The 15,441-nt window shown below is 61.0% G+C and carries 15 protein-coding genes; 6 read left to right on the plus strand and 9 right to left on the minus strand.

Annotated elements, in window-relative coordinates; all coding sequences use genetic code 11:
• Positions 1–320: 320 nt before the first annotated feature.
• Positions 321–770 carry a cupin domain-containing protein gene (locus AC1DWM_RS21035; RefSeq protein ID WP_223515924.1) on the minus strand — a complete coding sequence of 150 codons (450 nt, stop codon included), beginning with the start codon at positions 768–770 and terminating at the stop codon, positions 321–323.
• A gap of 242 nt (positions 771–1,012) precedes the next feature.
• Between AC1DWM_RS21035 and AC1DWM_RS21040 the strand changes: the two genes are divergently transcribed.
• Positions 1,013–1,459 (plus strand): hypothetical protein, encoded by a 447-nt coding sequence (locus AC1DWM_RS21040; protein ID WP_452626048.1) that lies wholly within the window; start codon positions 1,013–1,015, stop codon positions 1,457–1,459.
• A gap of 71 nt (positions 1,460–1,530) precedes the next feature.
• Here the strand turns inward: AC1DWM_RS21040 and AC1DWM_RS21045 are convergent, their stop codons facing one another.
• Positions 1,531–2,061, minus strand: a complete 531-nt coding sequence (locus AC1DWM_RS21045) for a winged helix-turn-helix transcriptional regulator (RefSeq protein WP_477796027.1) — start codon at positions 2,059–2,061, stop codon at positions 1,531–1,533.
• 100 nt (positions 2,062–2,161) lie between these two features.
• Between AC1DWM_RS21045 and AC1DWM_RS21050 the strand changes: the two genes are divergently transcribed.
• A complete protein-coding gene (locus AC1DWM_RS21050) occupies positions 2,162–2,797 on the plus strand; it encodes a cysteine hydrolase family protein (protein WP_477796028.1) in 636 nt (211 codons plus the stop codon).
• On the plus strand, positions 2,794–4,359 hold the full coding sequence (locus AC1DWM_RS21055; protein ID WP_477796029.1) for an aldehyde dehydrogenase (NADP(+)): 1,566 nt from the start codon (positions 2,794–2,796) through the stop codon (positions 4,357–4,359). The genes AC1DWM_RS21050 and AC1DWM_RS21055 overlap by 4 nt, the downstream gene beginning before the upstream one ends.
• Before the next feature lie 16 nt (positions 4,360–4,375).
• Here AC1DWM_RS21055 and AC1DWM_RS21060 read toward each other — a convergent pair whose 3' ends face one another.
• The 3 genes from AC1DWM_RS21060 to AC1DWM_RS21070 form a co-directional block, all read right to left on the minus strand.
• Positions 4,376–5,311, minus strand: coding sequence for a Ppx/GppA phosphatase family protein (locus tag AC1DWM_RS21060; RefSeq protein WP_477796030.1), 936 nt, complete (start codon positions 5,309–5,311; stop codon positions 4,376–4,378).
• A 193-nt stretch (positions 5,312–5,504) separates the two neighbouring features.
• Complete coding sequence (locus AC1DWM_RS21065; RefSeq protein WP_223515932.1) at positions 5,505–5,855, minus strand: BON domain-containing protein; 351 nt, start codon at positions 5,853–5,855, stop codon at positions 5,505–5,507.
• Positions 5,856–5,928: 73 nt separating this feature from the next.
• Entirely contained in the window at positions 5,929–7,431 is a 1,503-nt protein-coding gene (locus AC1DWM_RS21070) for an aldehyde dehydrogenase family protein (RefSeq protein ID WP_477796031.1), read from the minus strand.
• Positions 7,432–7,785: 354 nt separating this feature from the next.
• On the opposite strand from AC1DWM_RS21070, the gene AC1DWM_RS21075 reads away from it, so the two are divergent.
• Genes AC1DWM_RS21075 through AC1DWM_RS21085 form a run of 3 tightly spaced genes read left to right on the plus strand, consistent with a single transcriptional unit; the run spans position 7,786 to position 9,316 of the window.
• Entirely contained in the window at positions 7,786–7,989 is a 204-nt protein-coding gene (locus AC1DWM_RS21075; protein ID WP_223515938.1) for an HvfA family oxazolone/thioamide-modified RiPP metallophore, read from the plus strand.
• 57 nt (positions 7,990–8,046) lie between these two features.
• Entirely contained in the window at positions 8,047–8,562 is a 516-nt protein-coding gene (locus tag AC1DWM_RS21080; protein WP_223515941.1) for an HvfX family Cu-binding RiPP maturation protein, read from the plus strand.
• A gap of 55 nt (positions 8,563–8,617) precedes the next feature.
• Complete coding sequence (locus tag AC1DWM_RS21085; RefSeq protein ID WP_223515944.1) at positions 8,618–9,316, plus strand: dienelactone hydrolase family protein; 699 nt, start codon at positions 8,618–8,620, stop codon at positions 9,314–9,316.
• 53 nt (positions 9,317–9,369) lie between these two features.
• Here the strand turns inward: AC1DWM_RS21085 and AC1DWM_RS21090 are convergent, their stop codons facing one another.
• Genes AC1DWM_RS21090 through AC1DWM_RS21105 form a run of 4 tightly spaced genes read right to left on the minus strand, consistent with a single transcriptional unit; the run spans position 9,370 to position 15,357 of the window.
• On the minus strand, positions 9,370–9,732 hold the full coding sequence (locus AC1DWM_RS21090) for a copper-binding protein (protein ID WP_223515947.1): 363 nt from the start codon (positions 9,730–9,732) through the stop codon (positions 9,370–9,372).
• Complete coding sequence (locus tag AC1DWM_RS21095; protein WP_477796032.1) at positions 9,729–12,887, minus strand: efflux RND transporter permease subunit; 3,159 nt, start codon at positions 12,885–12,887, stop codon at positions 9,729–9,731. Before AC1DWM_RS21095 ends, AC1DWM_RS21090 begins: the two co-directional genes overlap by 4 nt.
• Positions 12,884–14,104, minus strand: coding sequence for an efflux RND transporter periplasmic adaptor subunit (locus AC1DWM_RS21100; protein WP_477796033.1), 1,221 nt, complete (start codon positions 14,102–14,104; stop codon positions 12,884–12,886). Before AC1DWM_RS21100 ends, AC1DWM_RS21095 begins: the two co-directional genes overlap by 4 nt.
• The gene (locus AC1DWM_RS21105) at positions 14,101–15,357 is read right to left on the minus strand and encodes a TolC family protein (protein ID WP_223515956.1); all 1,257 of its coding nucleotides are present in this window, start codon (positions 15,355–15,357) and stop codon (positions 14,101–14,103) included. Before AC1DWM_RS21105 ends, AC1DWM_RS21100 begins: the two co-directional genes overlap by 4 nt.
• Between the last annotated feature and the right edge of the window lie 84 nt (positions 15,358–15,441).

Below are 15,441 nucleotides of genomic sequence, written 5' to 3' on the forward strand. Positions count from 1 at the left end.
CCCCAGGTCAGACCCCAGGTCAGACCGTCGCGGATTGATGCCTGCGCTCCTACCGGCCTTCGAGGCCTGAATGTAATCGGCATACCGTGAGCTCAACCAATGTTGGCCAGAAGCCAAAGATGGCTTCCTCGAATAGGCCTTATACATAGATGCAACCGGGTAGCAGTGTTTGAAAAGCAGGTAGACAGTGGGGGCGAGTCCATACATAGGAGTGAGCCTGCTCGCGATAGCGGTGTGTCAGTCGATATCAATATTGAATTATGAATCGCCATCGCGAGCAGGCTCGCTCCCACATTTGCAGCGCATCAGGCAAACACTGCTTAGTCCTCCAGCACCAGCAGCGGCGTGCCTTTCTTCACAATGTACGTCGCCAGCTCTGACGCCTTGCCGCCACCAACGTTCTTCGCCAAATGCGCCGTACCCGCGGGGATGTACAGCGAATCGCCAGCCTTGAGCGTGACCGGTGGCCGGCCTTCCAGTTGGTACTCGAACGTGCCGTCGATGACGTATGCCACTTCCACGCCTGGATGCGAGTGTTTCGGCGAGACCACGCCCGCGTCGAAATCAACACGTACCTGAATCACCTCACGCTCAGCGACGTCCAGGTCCTGGCGCACCAGGTCTGTACGATGAATGCCTGACTGCCAGCTTTTGCCAGGCTGCGCTTCATGGCTTGCCTCGGCAGCCTGCGAAAAGCTCGCGAAGGTAACCAGTGTTACAGCGGCTAGCGCGATGCCGAGCCGGGTGTGACGGGAAGTGATACGGGACATCGCAATTCTCCAATGATGACCGCCGATGCGGTGTGTTCATTTAGAGGGCGCGGTGTATCCCGCTCGTGTCGCATAACCCATGGTTTTGTATGCCAAGTTGGCTGTCGGCACAGGAGATACGTTGCGATACAAGCACCCGTGTGCGCCAGGACCGACTATCCGAAGAAATGTCCTCTGTCACCGGACAGCTAAAATTGACAGGGGGATCACTTCAACGCGTCCTTACAAGCGGGAGTTTCACGATGAAAATCGTATCTTCGCTGGCGTCGGTGGTGGTGGCGGTCGGGTGGCTCTGCGGGTGTTCGACGGTGCCTGACAGTCAGATCACCAACGTTCCCCTGCACGCTACGCCCGTCAATGCCGGGAATATCGCCCGGCCCATCATGATGCCCAACGGCAATACGACGGAGTTCTGGTTTGCCGTCAGCGGTGAAACCATGGGCAGCGCATTACCCGGTCGTTTGTCGGCTTACATCTATCCCGGAAGCTGTGCCAATTTAGGTTCAAAACCGGCCTATGACCTGAACGACGGACCGAATGCGCGGTTCTATTCAATGGCATCGATGCAGTACTTCTGGAAAAGTGCGCCGGTGTCTGTCGAAACGCTTCGAGCCGGCGGCTATGCCTTGGTGGTGCGTGAAAACCCGGCCGATGGTCATCAAAACATTTTCTGCGGCAATCTGAGCTGAAGCCATTGGACTTCCCTGCGTTCCCGCCTGTTGTGCGGGAACGTTTTTTTCAGCAATTGCCACAGGTGCTGTCACTGGTCCTGAGCCGCGACCGGGTCCGCCCCGCGACCACCCTTGAAGGCGTCACGCCGGGCTTTTCGTTCAGCGGCGTAGGCTTCGCTGGGCGTGCTGTTCAACTCCCCGCGACGCAGCGGTTCGCCGCAATGCGCGCACAACGGCCCCAGCCCGGCGGGCTGGCGACAGGTGGTGTGGGTGTAAACGACCGCCAACCCCTCCTCCTCTGACTTGCACCAGGTTTCCCCCCAGGCACGCAACGCCAGCACCACGCAATAGAAAGCGTCGCCTTTGGGCGTGAGGTGGTACTCGTAACGCGGTGGCCGCTCGCTGTAGGCGCGACGGACGACCAACCCGTCAGCCTCCAGACGCTTGAGGCGTGTGGCGATCATTTGCGGAGTCCCGGCGGTCTGCGCCTGGATCTCGTCGAATCGATGGCTGCCCATGAACAATTCGCGCAGCACCAGGACCGTCCAGCGGTCGCCGACGACGGCCTCAGCCCGCGAAATCGGGCACAGGGTTTCGGGAACAGGTGTGTTTACCGACATGCGGTCTTGCCTCATTTACAGTTACTATGATTATCATATCAACGTGATGCACGGACAAGCCCCGAACATCGGTCACTCAACATTCCTGGAGAACACAGCCATGTCAGAAGCGCTCTATCCCCTTGGCAGAACCGCTTATCTGTTGGTCGATCCTTACAACGATTTCCTCAGCGAAGGCGGCAAAGTCTATCCGCTTATCGAACCGATCGCAGCGCAAGTCGGCCTGCTCGACAACTTGCGCGCACTCGATCGCACCGTTCGCGCCCTCAACATTCCGGTGGTCATCGTACCGCACCGCCGCTGGGAACAAGGCGACTATGAGGGCTGGGATCACCCAAGCCCCACCCAATGCAAAGTCATGCACATGCATCACTTTGCTCGCGGGGAATGGGGCGGCGACTGGCACCCGGATTTCGCGCCAAAGGAGGGCGATATCGTTGTTCAGGAACATTGGGGATCGAGCGGTTTTGCCAACACCGACCTTGATTTTCGTCTCAAGCAGAAAGGCATCACCCACGTGATCATCGTTGGCCTGCTGGCCAATACCTGCATCGAGGCCACCGCCCGATACGCGGTGGAACTGGGCTATCACGTGACACTGGTGCGCGACGCAACGGCCGCCTTCAAGCCAGAAATGATGCACGCGGCGCATGAGCTGAACGGCCCGACGTTCGCCCACGCCATTGTGACCACGCCAGAACTCATCGCCACCCTGACCCAAGGTGAGCGCCCATGACATTGACAGGCAAACTCATGATCGGCGCCCGCGATGTCCCCGCAATTGAAGGGACGATGAAGGCGCTAAACCCTGCCACGAACCAATTGATCGAACCGGACTTCGCCCTGGGTGGCGTGGACGACGTCGACCGGGCCGCAACCCTCGCCGATGAAGCGTTCGATGTTTACAGCCACACCTCGCTCGCCCGGCGCGCATCGTTCCTCGACAGCATTGCCGACAATCTGGATGCAGTCCGCCAGGCGCTGGCGGCCAGAGCAGCACTCGAAACCGGTGTGCCGCAGGCGCAACTTGAGGGCGAAGCGATAAAAGCCGCCACCCAGTTCCGTCAATTTGCCGAGGTCGTGCGTAAAGGCCGCTTCCTGCAACTGGCCATCGATCCGGCACAGCCTGATCGTCAGCCGCGTCCGCGCATGGACCATCGGCTACAGAAGATCGCCCTCGGCCCGGTGGCGATTTTCGGCGCGAGCAACTTTCCGATTGCGTACTCGGTCGCAGGCGGCGATACCGCATCGGCACTGGCCGCCGGCGCGACCGTCATCCTCAAGGCGCATAACGCGCATCCCGGCGCTTCGGAAATTCAGGCGCGGGCCATTCGCGACGCCATACAAGCGCACGATCTGCCCGAAGGCGTGTTCTCGATGGTGCGCGGTGGCGGTAACGCCATCGGTGAAGCCCTGGTCGATCATCCGCTGATCAAAGCGGTGACGTTCACCGGTTCGGAACGTGGCGGCATGGCGCTGTATCGCCGTGCGCAGCTACGCCCCGATCCAATTCCGGTGTTCACCGAGATGACCAGCGTCAACCCCACATTCATCTTGCCCCATGCACAGGCGGCGAAAGGCGCGCAGATCGGTGACGGCTTTATCGAGCGCATGCTGGTCAACGTCGGGCAAGCCTGCCTCAAACCCGCGCTGCTGATCGCCATCGAAGGGCCTGGTTTTGAGGCGATGCGCGCCGCGATGGTCAAACGCGTCGACGAAGCCCCAGCGCGGCCGATGCTGACACCGGGCATTCACGCGTCGTATGTGAACGGTCTCGAACTGATGGAGGACACAGGGGCACGGCGCATTGCCGAGGGCTCGGCGGCCAGTGCAGTACTGGAGGGTGTATCCGCGTTGCTGGAAGCCGATGGCGCGCAGTTCCTGACCGAAACACTACTGGCCGAAGAGGTGTTCGGCCCGTCAGCGCTGCTGGTGAAGGTCAAGGATGAGGCTGAAATGCTCGCCGTTGCTCGCTCGCTGCGTGGCCAACTGTCGGCGGCCATGCACCTTGAGGACGAGGATTTGCCCTTGGCACAGCGCTTGTTACCCGTGCTGGAGCGACGTACCGGGCGCATCGTCATCAACGCCTTCGCGCATCCGCAGGAAGTGACGTTTGCCACCGTTCACGGCGGGCCGTTTCCGGCCACGTCGGACAGCCGTTTCACGTCGGTCGGCATGAGCTCGATTGAACGTTTCTTGCGCCCGGTGGCTTACCAGGGTTTTCCGCAAGCGTTGCTGCCTGACGTGCTGCGAGACGCAAACCCGCTGGAGTTGCCTCGACTCATTGACGGAGTATAGAAAAGGGGTTCGGGGGTCAATGTCTGGACATCAAGCCATGCAGGACCCCGAACCTCAAACCCGCCTCCGAAGGCGTCATCTGCAAGATCCCGAAGACCTTGAACGCCGCCAGCATCACCACCAGCCCACCCGGCAAGGTGCTCAAGCGATGGTTTTGCAGACCGGCCAGTTTGAGCTGTTTGACATGCCCCACTTCCAACAGTCGTAACGACAGGCGCAGCAGACCGCTGTAAGTGATACCGCTTTCGCCGTCGTCGTTCATCCCGTTGGCCTTGAGCACCTTGGCGAGCATCCGTGCCGTCCCCGAAGACCCGATGGCCTGTTGCCAACCCAAGGCCCGGTAACGCCGCGCCACTGTTTCAAATTGCAGCGTGGCCACACGCTCCGCCTCCAGCAACGCCGGGGCGGTGATGCAGCCACCGGAAAAATACCGCGCGCCAAAAGTACCGCTGCCAATGGCAATGCTTTCGGTCAACAGCGGTTGAGCGCCCTGCCCCAGAATCAACTCGGTGGACCCGCCACCGATGTCCACGACCAGTCGCATGCTTTGCGGGCTGGGGATCGAATGGTTGACACCGGCGTACACCAGCTGAGCCTCTTCGTGCCCGGAGATGACGTCAATCCGGAACCCGAGGTGGCGCTCGGCGCTGTTCAGGAACAGCTGCGCATTGTCGGCCTCGCGCACAGCACTGGTCGCCACCGCCCGCACCCGGCCGGCTTCAAAGCCGCGTATTTTTTTGCCAAATCGCGAAAGCGCCTGCCATCCACGATCCAGCGCCATTTCGTCCAGCGCACCGCCCTGAAAACCTTCCGACAAACGGACAGGTTCACGCAGGGTTTTCACCTCGTGGATCATCCATTTCTGGTTCCGTTTGACCGATTGGCCAATCATCATGCGAAACGCATTGGAGCCCAGGTCAATGGCTGCAAACAGGGAGGCGTCTCCTTTCATGGCGGGGATTCCTGGCAATTTCATCGGCCTGCGGAGGGAGTTCCGCGAAGCGTTCAAGATGGTTTGCAAGGATGCTGCCATGGGTTAGGTGACACCAAGATGACACCGCCGTTTTTTCTACGCCCCGGAGGCCAGCCGCCCCCCCGGGCAGCGCTTCCGGTTTACAGAAGCGCTGCTTACAGGGTCGCCTTGGTCATTTGTCGTCCGGTTTGGTTGACGATTGAGGCCGCTGTTCAGCGCTTTCTTCGGCGTTGGGCGGTTCGGGATAACTGCCTGGCATGAACACGTGAGTCAGCAATTCCCTGGCATCGACGTCGACAACGCCCTGAACTGAACGGGTCACTGCAACAACCTGCTCACATTGCCGATGGGTATTGACCCGGCCACTCAACGCCACCGTACCCGCATGGGTCTTGACGTGAATGTGCATGGCAAGGGTGGGCTCGGCCATGGCCAGGGCCGACTTCACCCGGGCCGTCAGCCATGTATCGTGAGCGACCGCTTCCAGTTGATGAGAATACTGCTCGAAGGAACGAAGTTTCATGGTGGATCCCTCTTTCAGAACGAAGGAGCAAACACCTTAATTATAGTGCGCCCCCCGCCTGCGGTCGGGATACCTAGCGTTTGACCGACAAATCGGTCTGCGTCATGCGACTACGAATAGTAAACACGCCGTCTCCGGAGAGAATCGCGCTGCGAGCAAACAGCCGACCGCTCTCCCAGTTCGAAAGACCCAGCTCCGGCTTGTTCAGCGCGTACTGTCCATCGACCCAGCGAGTAATCCCGTTGCCGACAAACGGAGCGTTGACCGCGTTGTAGAAACGCTCATGCGCAGCGTCATCCGCACTGATCAACGACACTGTGAACTGCGGGCTGTAGCGATTGAACAAGGCAATGGCACAGTCCAGATCGACGACGATCATCAGGCTGACTTCCGGGGTTTCTTCCCATTCCCACTCGCGGCCCAATTGATCCTCTGGCAATGGCTCGACCATTGCCTCGGTCCGGTAGCCTTCGGCGCGGTATACCTCGACGTTTGCACCCAACCACTGAGCCGGCAAGTCCCCCTCGCTGCCTTCGACAATATGCAACTTGCAGCCCTGGCCCCGTGCGTTGCCGGCCTGTTGCAACGCATCGAGAAACAGCGGCACCAGTTCGGCGGCACGGTCGCGCTGGATCAGGCAGACGTTCAAGGTGTTGCAGACCTTGCGGTCCAGAGAGTTGCGTACGACGGCGGCGAAGCGAGTCGCGTCGGCATCCTTGTCGGCGATCAGCCAGGCACCGCCGGTGCCGTGCAGGCTGACGGCGGTGCCGGCCTGTTGGGCGATGCTGCCCAATTGGCTGACCGCACGCCCCGAACCGCGGGCCACGGCCAGGGACAGACGCCGGTCGGCGAACATCGCCCAACCGGCCGCGTGGTTGACGCTTTCGACCAGCGACACCGCGCCGACCGGCAACCCGGCGTCGCTCAGTGCCGGATTCAGGGCATGGGTGACGATGGCTTGGGCGGTGCTCAATGCATCGCTGCCAATGCGCAGCACGGCGGTGTTGCCAGTGCGTAAGACACCGGCAGCGTCGGCGAACACATTCGGTCGGCCTTCAAAGACAAACGCGACGATGCCCAGCGGCGACACCACTTGTTCGACTTTCCAGCCGTCATGCTCAACGCAACTGATCACCTTGCCCCGTGTGGCGGGCGCATCGCGCCAGGCGCGCAGGCCGGCGATCATGTCACTGCGCATGCGTTCATCCGCCAGCAAGCGCGTGGTGGAACGCCCACGGGCCTTGGCGCGTTCGATGTCGGCGAGGTTGGCGGCCGCGATCAAGTCCCAGCACTGCGGGGTTTCCAAGCGCTGGGCAAACAGATCGAAGAAGGCGCTGATTGCTTGATCCGACACCGCCGAAATCGCGCTGAACGCCACTGCTGCACGTTCGATCGCAACGCTGGCCGCTTGCTGGTCAGCCACCGGAATCAGCAACAATTCGCCGCTGACCTGTTCTACCAACAGGTGGTCTCCGGGCTGAAAGCGCGCGGCCAGTTCGGGGCTGACCACCGTGACACGATTACCGGCAAAAGGAATCGGCGTGCCAGCGACTAGACGTTCGAGCGCAAGAGACATGAAGCGGTTCACCATGCAGGGGGCGGCTGGAAAATGTATAGGAAATTTTCCGGAGCGTCATTCACCACTAATCCCCTGTGGGAGCGAGCCGGCTCCGGGCGGCGTTCCGACGAATGCGGTGTGTCATTCGACGATGATGCTGACTGATACACCGCTTTCGCGAGCAGGCTCGCTCCCACAGGGGTTGTGCGCCGGGCTTGTATCAGTGTGTATACAGCCCGCCTCCTGACACACCCCGCCCATAAAACCCCGCCGCAAAGACACATCGCAGATACACCGTCTTGATGAACTACGCCTGTCGATTGGCCAAGCCGATCAAAGCGCTCAACTCACTCAATGCTACGGAGTATCACCATGTTCAAACTCTCAACGTCCTCCCTGACCCTCGGCCTGCTCATCGCCGGTGGCCTGGCCTTGTCAAACGTCGCATCGGCCTCCGAATCCGAAGCCTTCAGCATGAAACAACTGGCCCACGGCTACAGCCAGGTCCAGGCCGACACCGCGGAAAAACCCGCCGAAGGCAAATGTGGCGAAGGCAAGTGCGGCGCCGGCGAGTAACCCATCGCGCGGGGCACGCCGTGGCCCCGCATTCCTGCCCCAGTGGAGACCAAACCCATGAACACCTCGCTCTCGTCGGCCGTCAAAAGCCTGCACCTGAACCTCGACCGTGCCGGTAGCTGGCTCGCGCCCCTGACCTTGCGGTTGTTCATCGCCTGGGAGTTTTTTGAGTCAGGCCGGGAAAAATGGAATGGTGAAAACTGGTTTGCCGACATCCAGGACCGTTTTCCGTTTCCATTCGACCACGTGCCAGCCACGCTGAACTGGGAGCTGTCGATGGGGGCCGAGCTGATTGGCGCGCTCGCCATTCTGCTGGGCCTTGGCACACGGCTATCGGCGATCATGCTGATGGTGGTCACGGTGGTCGCCACCGCTGCCGTTCACTGGCCGGCCGATTGGTCTACATTAAGTGAGCTTGCCCAGGGTTACGCCATCAGCAACAAGGGTCACGGTAACTTCAAACTGCCGCTGATCTACCTCGCCGCCCTGCTGCCGTTGTTGCTCTCGGGTGCCGGCAAGCTGAGCCTCGATACGCTGCTGGCGCGATTTTTCTGGCGCCGTCACAATCGTTGAGATGCTACCGTGGCAAGCTTGACTCTTCACCTCACTTGCGTAGACAGGAGCCACCATGAGCGTGACCACCCAATGGATCGAGATCGACGGCGACGAAGGTACATTCGGCGCTTACCTGGCCATTCCGCATACCCAACGAGGCCCGGGGATCGTCTTGATCCAAGAGATCTTCGGTGTCAACGAGCACATCCGCTCGGTCGCCGAGCAATACGCCGCTGACGGGTATCTGGTGATCGTGCCAGACCTGTTCTGGCGTAGCGGCCACCGCATCGAACTGACCTACGACGAAGCCGGCTGGAAACGCGCCGTCGAGTTGATGAACGCCACCGACATCACCAAGGCGCAGGCCGACATCAAACTGGCCATCGACGTGCTCGATGCACAGCCGGGGCTGGATGGTGGCATCGCTTCCATCGGTTATTGCTTTGGCGGCTTGCTGTCTTACCTCACCGCTACCAACGGGCTGGTGGATGTGGCGGTCGCCTACTACGGTGGCGGCATCCAGAATCACCTCGACCGCGCCGATGACATCCAGGTGCCACTGCTGATGCACTTCGGTGAGCAGGACAGCCACATTTCGCTGGAAGCCGTAGAGAATATCGCCGAACGTTTCGACACTAACGACAATGTGGAAATTGTCGTGTACCCAGAGGCAGAACATGGTTTCAACTGCTCGCACCGCGACAGCTACAACCAGCGCGCAGCGGCTGAGGCACATGGTAATACGTTGATTTTCCTGGGCCAGGAGCTCTAATTCAAACGGGCCGGCGGTGCGAATGACCTTCGCACCGCCGGGCTCGCCAGACGCTACTTCGCTACATCAATCGATACGAGGGTCGCCGTCGCCCCTTGCAACTGAAACTCGAAGTTCACCTGATCTCCCACCTTCACCGCAGCCAGTTGCGCCTCTGTAGCCTTGAACCCCATGGTCATCGGCGGCCATTTCACCGCCGGCACGGCACTGTGGGCGATGGTTACCGTGTGTTTCGCACTGTCGATGGCCTTCACGGTACCTGCCGCCTTGGCAACCGGAGCTTGCGCTGCTTGCTCCTTCATTGGCTTACCGTCCATGGCCTTGTCGTCCATCTTCATGCCCGACATATCCTCTGCCTGAGCCGAAAAAGAAAGGGCAATCACGGTGCTTGTCGCTGCGATCAGAGTCAGTTTCATTGGGCGTTTCCTTGAGAGTGAGTGGTTTGTGACAGGAGCTGACGGCGACGCATCAAGCGATACGCCGCCGGAATGACAAACAGCGACAGCAACGGCGCGGTGATCATGCCGCCGACCATGGGCGCTGCGATGCGGCTCATGACCTCGCTGCCAGTGCCGCCGCCCAACAGAATCGGCAACAGGCCGGCAATGATCACGGCCACGGTCATGGCCTTGGGTCGAACACGCTGCACTGCGCCTTCACGAATGGCGGCGACCAATCCGAGTTCCGTGCGGTCGCCCGCGTCTTCGCGCTCGGCCCAGGCATTTTTCAGGTACAGCAGCATGATCACCCCAAACTCGGCGGACACCCCGGCCAGCGCAATGAAGCCGACGCCCGTGGCCACCGACAGATTGAACCCCAGCCAATAGAGGAACCACGCACCACCCGCAAGGGCAAACGGCAGCGTGGTCATAATCAGCAAGGCCTCGTCGAAACGCGCGAACGTCAGATAAAGCAGCACAAAGATGATCAGCAGCGTGGCCGGCACCACCAATTTGAGCCTCGCGTTGGCCCGCTCCAGAAACTCGAACTGCCCGGAGTAACTCAGGCTCATGCCGGGGTGCAACGTGACCTGCTCGCTGACGACCCGGCGCAGATCGGCGACCACCGAAGCGATGTCCCGCCCACGCACGTCGATGTACACCCAGCCCGACGGACGCGCGTTTTCGCTCTTGAGCATCGGTGGCCCGTCCGTGACCTTGACCTTGGCCACCGTGCCGAGGGTGATCTGACTGCCCAGTGGCGTGTAGATCGGAAGTTGCTCCAACGCACCAAGGGAGTCACGCCACTCTCGCGGATAACGCACATTGATCGGGAAGCGCGCGCGATCTTCGATGGTTTCTCCGACGTTTTCACCGCCGATGGCGCCAGCCACGATCGACTGCACATCGGCGATATTGAGCCCATAGCGAGCAGCCGCCTTGCGGTCGATATCCACGTCGATGTAACGCCCACCGGTCAAGCGCTCGGCCAGCGCGGAACTGACGCCCGCAACATTTTTGGCCGCCCTTTCGACGCTTTGTGTCACCGCATCGATCTGCGCCAGATCGCTGCCGGCCACCTTCACCCCGATCGGGCTTTTGATGCCGGTGGCCAGCATGTCGATGCGGTTGCGAATCGGTGGAATCCAGAGGTTGGTCAACCCCGGCACACGGACCACGCGGTCCAGTTCTTCCACGAGTTTTTCCTGGGTCATGCCCGGTCGCCACTGGTCATGGGGCTTGAACTGGATCGTGGTTTCGAACATCTCCAGCGGTGCCGGATCGGTGGCGGTTTCTGCACGCCCGGCCTTGCCGAAAACGTGTTCGACTTCCGGTACGGTTTTGATCAGGCGATCCGTCTGTTGCAGCAGTTGCGCAGCTTTCTGCGTCGACAGGCCGGGTAGCGCCGATGGCATATAAAGCAGATCGCCTTCGTCCAGTGGCGGAAGGAACTCGCCCCCCAGACGCGACATCGGCCACAACGCGCTGGCAAAGACCAGGAACGCGACCAGCAGGGTGATTTTCGGACGACGCAGAACGGCATCCAGTGCCGGTTGGTAGAGCCTGATCAGCCAACGGTTCAGCGGGTTTTGTTGTTCATTGGGGATCCGACCGCGAATCCAGTAGCCCATCAACACCGGCACCAAGGTTACCGACAGCCCCGCCGCAGCCGCCATGGCGTAGGTTTTGGTGAACGCCAACGGGCCGAACAATCGCCCCTCCTGCGCTTCAAGAGTGAACACCGGAATGAACGACAGGGTGATGATCAGCAAGCAAAAGAACAACGCCGGCCCCACTTCCACCGCTGCATCGATCATGACCTGCCAGTGCCGCTCGCCCTTGAGTGCTTCCCCTGGATGAGTCGTGTGCCAGGCCTCGATCTTTTTGTGGGCGTTTTCGATCATCACCACGGCAGCATCGACCATGGCGCCAATGGCGATGGCGATCCCGCCCAGGGACATAATGTTGGCGTTGATCCCTTGATGGCGCATCACGATGAAAGCGATCAACACCCCCACCGGCAACGAGATGATCGCCACCAATGCTGAACGCAGGTGCCAGAGAAAAATCCCGCACACCAACGCCACCACGATGAACTCTTCGATCAACTTGTGGCTGAGGTTTTCCACAGCGCGATCGATCAACTTGCTGCGGTCGTACGTGGTGACGATCTCCACACCGGCCGGCAAGCTGCTTTTGAGCTCTTCAAGCCTGGCCTTGACCGCTGCGATGGTTTCCTTGGCGTTCTTGCCGCTGCGCAGGATCACCACGCCGCCGACGGTCTCGCCTTCGCCGTCGAGTTCAGCCAGGCCCCGGCGCATTTCCGGTCCCAGCTGAATCGTTGCTACATCGCCAAGGGTGACAGGCACGCTTCCCACGCCGAGCTTGAGAGGAATCGCCCGAAAGTCATCAAGCGTCTTCAGATAACCCGAAGCCCGTACGACAAACTCGGTTTCCGCCAACTCCAGCACCCCGCCACCGGTTTCCTGATTGGCCTTGCCAATGGACTCGGTAATTTGTGCCTGGGTAATCCCCAGATTGGCCATTTTCAAAGGGTCGAGCTGGACCTGATACTGCTTGACCATGCCGCCGACGGTGGCCACTTCGGCGACGTTGGGCAAGGTCTTGAGTTCGAACTTGAGGAACCAGTCTTGCAGCGCGCGCAGTTGCGCCAGATCGTGGCCGCCGCTGCGATCAACCAATGCATATTGGAAGATCCAGCCCACCCCGGTGGCGTCCGGTCCCAACGCCAGTTTGGCGCTGGCAGGCAGACGGCTCTGGACCTGGCTCAGGTACTCCAACACCCGTGAACGTGCCCAGTACTGATCAATGCCATCCTCGAACAACACGTACACAAAGCTGTCACCGAAAAAGGAGTAGCCGCGAACGGTCTTCGCCCCGGGCACAGACAACAGGGTGGTTGCCAGTGGATAGGTCACTTGGTTCTCGACAATCTGCGGTGCCTGGCCTGCGTAAGGTGTGCGAATGATCACCTGGACATCGGACAAGTCCGGCAGCGCATCGATGGGTGTGCTTTGTACCGACCACACGCCCCAAGCCGTGACAAACAGCGTTGCCAGCAGCACCAGAAAGCGGTTGGCCACGGACCAGCGGATCAGTGCGGCAATCATGGCTGGTCTCCGGTTTTTTCCAGCGGCTGGGCCACAATGCCGTTAAGGCTGGCTTCGGAGTCGAGCAGGAACTGCCCCGACGTGACCACCTGCTGCCCCTCCTTCAGGCCATTGAGTACCGCCGTTTGACCATCGCTTTCCGGCCCGGCCTGCACCTCGACCGGACGGTAGCGCCCGCCCTCTTCGGCCAGCATCACCAACACACGCCGCCCCGTGCGAATCAAGGCTTCGCTCGGCACCTGCAAGACTGTTTCGGTGGTGCTGTGCAAGCGCACCTGTGCTGTCAGCCCAGGGCGCAAGCGGCCGTCAGGGTTGGGCAGTTCCACCCGCACGCTGACGGTGCGGCTGTCCGCATTGGTTTGCGGCAGGATCGCGCTGACCGTCCCGTGAAGAACCGTCTGCGCAGAACCCACAAGGCTGGCTTCCACGGTTTGACCTGTCTGGATTGCCCCCGCAACCGCCTCCGGCACCGCTACTGTCAACCAGACACTGTTCAGGCCATTGACCCGGGCCAGCGTTTCTCCAGCGGCCAGGGTCATGCCGACGCGCACGTTCAGTTCCTGCAAGGCACCGGCAATCGGCGTGGTGATCGTCTGAATCAACTGCACTTTGGCACTACGTTCGACCTGGGCGATCAAAGTGGCCGGCATCCCGGTCAGGCGCAATCGCTGTCGGGCAGCGGCCAACAGGCCGGGGTCGCCCAGCCGCTTGAGCACCAGAAACTCCTCCTGAGCGCCAGCCCATTCCGGCACCAGAATGTCCGCCAATGGCGCCCCCGCCTTGAGCACATCGCCCGGTGCACGGGCGTATACCCGTTCGACGAAACCCGCTGTGCGCGCCTGAATCACCGCCACGTCCCGTTCGTTATAAGCCAGCACACCTGCTGCCTCGAGGCTCGAGGCCTGAGCGCCACGGCGGACCTTGGCCAACCGCATACCGAGATTCTGCGCCACGCTCGGATCGATCTGGATAGAGGCCGTGTTGGCTTCGGCGTCGGCGTAACGCGGCACCAGTTCCATTTCCATAAAGGGCGACTTGCCGGGTTTGTCGAACTTCTGCTGCGGGTACATCGGGTCGTACCAGTACAAGGCTTTGGGTTCTCCTCCTGCCATCGCGCCTTGATTGATCGTTGCCGGTTGATGGGCAAGCCAATAGCCGCCGACGCCGCCCAGCGCCATGGCGCACGCAACCCCTGCCACGCTTTTTAAACGGCTCATTGGCCATTCTCCCCGTAGGCGAAATACAGCCGCGCGCTGGTCAGTGCTTTCTGTTCGTTGATGTCGATCTGCTTCAGACGGGCCTCGATCAGCTCACGCCGGGTGGCAACAACCGCCGACACATCGCTTTTGCCCGCCCGATAACTGGCGAGGGTCAACTCGGCCTTTTCTTTGGCCAACGGCAATACACTTTCCTGCGTGCGCCGCACTGCACGCTCCAGTCGCTGGTAGTCGGCCAATTGGTCTTCCAGTTGCTGGGTGTGCTCACGAACCAACGCCTCACGCTCGGCTTCGAGTTGATTGAGCTCAGCGCGTTTGGCGGCGATCTTCGGGTTTTGCCGCGACGCGGGAAACAGTGGCAGGTCGAAGGTGAATTGCACGCTGACCATGTCGCCGAACTCACGCCCACGCTTCTGGTAATCGAGCTCCCAGCTCCAGTCGGATTGTTTGTCGGCTTCGGCTTCGCGGACTTTGGCCTGCGCTTGCCGGGTCATGGGCGCGAAGGCCACCAGTTCCGGGTGATGCTCAAGTTTGTGGGCGTAACGGGTGGTATCGATGGGCCATTGGGGCCAGTTGCCGATGGGTTGCTCATTGGCAGCGGGACCGATCCAGCGTTTGAGGGCGGCGCGTGCCTGGGCTCGCTGGAGCGTCAACTGGTCTTGCTGCTCTTCCAGTTGCGCCGCTTCCTGCTTGGGCGTCACCGCATCGGCGGGTTGCGCGCGACCGCTGGCGATCTGCGCGCGCACGGTGTCGGCCAGCAAACGGTTCTCGCGATAAAACTCCTGGAACAACACGTGTTTCAGCTCGACGGCATAGCTGTCGATCCAGGCCAGCGCAGTGGCCTGACGCACCGCCAGGCGCTCGACTTGAGCTTGCGCAGCGGCCACGTCTACGGCCGCGTCGGCGACGTCAGTACGCGCCCGGCGCTTGTCGCCATTGGGCATTTCCTGCATTACGCCGACCATCTGCATGGTCATGAAGTCGTGATCCAGCGTGCCGCGATCAGGGCCGCCCACCGGAAAGTTTTGCACCCCCAGCAACAGCTTGGGGTCAGGTAATTCCCCGGCGGGAATCGCGGCACTGCGGGCCGCCTGGAGTTTTTCTGCTTGAGCGGTGAGCGACGGCGCGTTGTCATCGGCCAATCGCAAGGCTTCATCGAGGGTCAGTGGGGCAGCAACGCACGGCAACGCCAATACGCTTGCGGCCAGGGCAGCCGCGAGCGGCCACCCCGTGCAAAAGCACGTGGGTTTCATGTCTGAAATTCCTGTCATGATCCGCTGCGCGCGTTTTACGGCGCACAGCAACGCCATCCCGCATGGGCGGAATGGGGCTCAACG

The sequence above is a fragment of the Pseudomonas sp. P4_C8 genome, from assembly GCF_056401975.1.